This window comes from Mycobacterium sp. (assembly GCF_049280035.1).
In the GTDB taxonomy this organism is placed as follows: domain Bacteria; phylum Actinomycetota; class Actinomycetes; order Mycobacteriales; family Mycobacteriaceae; genus Mycobacterium.
The window spans coordinates 1-3,094 of the sequence record NZ_JBAPPI010000243.1; the positions used below are offsets into that span (position 1 = coordinate 1).

3 protein-coding genes are annotated in these 3,094 nt (G+C 65.9%); all 3 read left to right on the forward strand.

Annotation, left to right across the window (positions count from 1 at the left end; translation table 11 throughout):
• Window positions 1-2,323 (forward strand): Rne/Rng family ribonuclease (locus tag WAN71_RS07745; protein ID WP_422224774.1); only part of this gene is annotated, 2,323 nt, incomplete at its 5' end.
• Between the two features lie 149 nt (window positions 2,324-2,472).
• Entirely contained in the window at window positions 2,473-2,784 is a 312-nt protein-coding gene (gene rplU, locus WAN71_RS07750; RefSeq protein WP_422224775.1) for a 50S ribosomal protein L21, read from the forward strand.
• Between the two features lie 15 nt (window positions 2,785-2,799).
• Window positions 2,800-3,075, forward strand: a complete 276-nt coding sequence (rpmA, locus tag WAN71_RS07755; RefSeq protein WP_422224776.1) for a 50S ribosomal protein L27 — start codon at window positions 2,800-2,802, stop codon at window positions 3,073-3,075.
• Window positions 3,076-3,094: the final 19 nt, after the last annotated feature.

Here is a 3,094-nt window from a genome sequence, read left to right on the forward strand (position 1 = left end):
GAACGGTTCCGACAAGGGCGACGAAGACGACGGCGACGGCGGCAAATCGGATGAGCCGGACGCCGCGTCGGCCGACAACGCCGGCGACGACTCCAACGACGACGACTCCGACGACAGTGATGATGACAACGGCTCCGGCGAGGGCGGCAGCAAGCGTCGCCGACGCCGTCGCCGCCGCAAGTCCGGTTCCGGCGATGACAGCGATGACGGTCCCTCACCGGATGACCCACCCAACACCGTGGTGCACGAGCGGCCACCCCGGGCCAAGGACAAGTCCGATTCCGGCAACGGCAACGCCGAGATCCAGGGCATCGACGGCTCGACCCGGCTGGAGGCCAAACGGCAGCGCCGCCGCGACGGGCGCGATGCCGGACGGCGCCGCCCGCCGGTCCTGACCGAAGCCGAATTCCTGGCCCGCCGGGAGGCGGTCGAGCGGGTGATGGTCGTTCGTGACAAGGTCCGCGCCGAACCACCGCACCCGGGGTCCCGGTACACCCAGATCGCCGTGCTCGAGGACGGGATCGTCGTCGAGCACTTCGTCACCAGCGCGTCTTCGGCTTCCCTGGTCGGCAATATCTACCTGGGCATCGTGCAGAACGTGCTGCCGTCGATGGAGGCGGCGTTCGTCGACATCGGCCGCGGCCGCAACGGCGTGCTCTACGCCGGTGAGGTGAACTGGGAGGCCGCTGGCCTGGGCGGGTCCAACCGCAAAATCGAGCAGGCTCTCAAACCCGGCGACTACGTCGTGGTGCAAGTCAGCAAGGACCCAGTCGGACACAAGGGGGCCCGGCTGACCACCCAGGTGTCGCTGGCCGGTCGCTACCTGGTGTATGTCCCGGGGGCGTCGTCGACCGGCATCAGCCGCAAGCTTCCCGACACCGAACGCCAACGGCTCAAAGAAATTCTGCGCGAAGTCGTGCCGTCGGACGCCGGGGTGATCATCCGGACCGCTTCCGAAGGGGTCAAAGAAGACGACATCCGCGCCGACGTGACCCGGCTGCAGGATCGGTGGGCGCAGATCGCCGCGCAGGCGGAAGAGACCAAGGAGAAGGCGGCCGGCGCCGCTGTGGCGCTTTACGAGGAGCCGGACGTCCTGGTCAAGGTGATTCGCGATCTGTTCAACGAGGACTTCGCCCAGCTGATCGTGTCCGGCGAGGAAGCCTGGACCACCATCAACGAGTACGTGAGTTCGGTTGCGCCCGAACTTGTTTCGAAGCTGAATAAATACGAGACCGCCGAGCTTTCCGGGGGAGGGACGGGCCCAGACGTCTTCGCGGTGCACCGCATCGACGAGCAACTGGCCAAGGCGATGGACCGCAAGGTCTGGCTGCCCTCGGGCGGGACGCTGGTGATCGACCGGACCGAGGCGATGACGGTGGTCGACGTCAACACCGGCAAGTTCACCGGGTCCGGTGGCAACCTTGAACAGACCGTTACCAAGAACAACCTCGAAGCGGCCGAGGAGATCGTGCGCCAGCTGCGGCTGCGCGACATCGGCGGCATCGTCGTCATCGACTTCATCGACATGGTGCTCGAGTCGAACCGTGACCTGGTGCTGCGTCGGCTGACCGAGGCGCTGGCGCGCGACCGCACTCGTCATCAGGTGTCCGAAGTGACCTCGTTGGGGCTGGTGCAGCTCACCCGCAAGCGGCTGGGAACGGGGCTGATCGAGGCGTTTTCGACGACGTGTCCGCACTGCGGCGGCCGCGGAATAACGCTGCACGCCGATCCCGTCGACTCGGCGCCGGCGACCGGTCGCAAAGCCGAGTCGGGCGGCAAGAAGGGTCGGCGCTCTAAGAAGGGCAAGACCGACGAGCCTGCGGTGGCCAAAGTGCCGGTCCACACTCCCGGCGAGCATCCGATGTTCAAGGCAATGGCCGCCGCGAACGGTCGCCATGACGACGAAACCGACGACACTGACGAGTCCGCGCACACCGAGGATGTCGATGAAGTCGATGAAGCCGTCGACGGGCATGACCGGGACGACGCCGAAACCGATGGACAGATTCAAAAGCAGGTCGCGCGTGAGGCCGCCGAAGAAGACCTCGAGGATGCCGAGTTCGACGAAAGCGAGGAAGACGATGAGGTCGAACTCGACGACGACGAGGACCTCGACGAGGATCTTGAGGACGAAGACGTTGAGGACGAAGACGACGAGGACGAGGATCTTGACCTCGTCGACGATCTGGACATGGAGGACTCCGACGGCGACGACTCGGATGCCGACGACCACGAATCCGCCGCTGTCAGCGCCCCTGCCGGGCGACCCCGCCGGCGTCGGGCCGCGGCCCGGCCCGCCGGCCCACCGATCCACGAGGATTAGCTGACCGGTTTGACCCTTTAGCCGCTGGTCACGTACCCTTGACCAGTTGTCGCCAGGCCCCCTGACCGGGTTTTGGCCGGCACTCCCAGACCAGCCCGCGCACCGTGGTAGCGCGCGCCAGAAGATCAGAAGAGAAGGTAGACGTAACCATGACGACCTACGCAATCGTCAAGACCGGCGGCAAGCAGTACAAAGTCGCGGTCGGAGACGTCGTCAAGGTCGAGAAGCTCGACTTTGAGCCCGGTGCGAAGGTGTCGCTGCCGGTCGCCTTGGTCGTCGACGGCGCCACTGTGACCACCGATGCCGCGGCGCTGGCCAAGGTTGCGGTGACCGGTGAGGTGCTCGAGCACACCAAGGGTCCCAAGATCCGCATCCACAAGTTCAAGAACAAGACCGGCTACCACAAGCGTCAGGGTCACCGTCAGCAGCTGACGGTCCTGAAGGTCACCGGCATCAAGTAGCGAAGGCGACGAGACATGGCACACAAGAAGGGCGCGTCCAGCTCACGTAACGGCCGCGATTCCAACGCCCAGCGGCTGGGCGTCAAGCGATTCGGTGGCCAGATCGTCAAGGCCGGCGAGATCATCGTCCGTCAACGCGGCACCCACTTCCACCCGGGCATCAACGTCGGCCGCGGCGGCGACGACACGCTGTTCGCCAAAGCGGCCGGGGCGGTCCAGTTCGGCCTCAAGCGCGGTCGCAAGACGATCAGCATCGCCACCGCCCCGACGAATCTGTCTGAGACAGACTGAGCGTCGCGAGTGTGGAGCC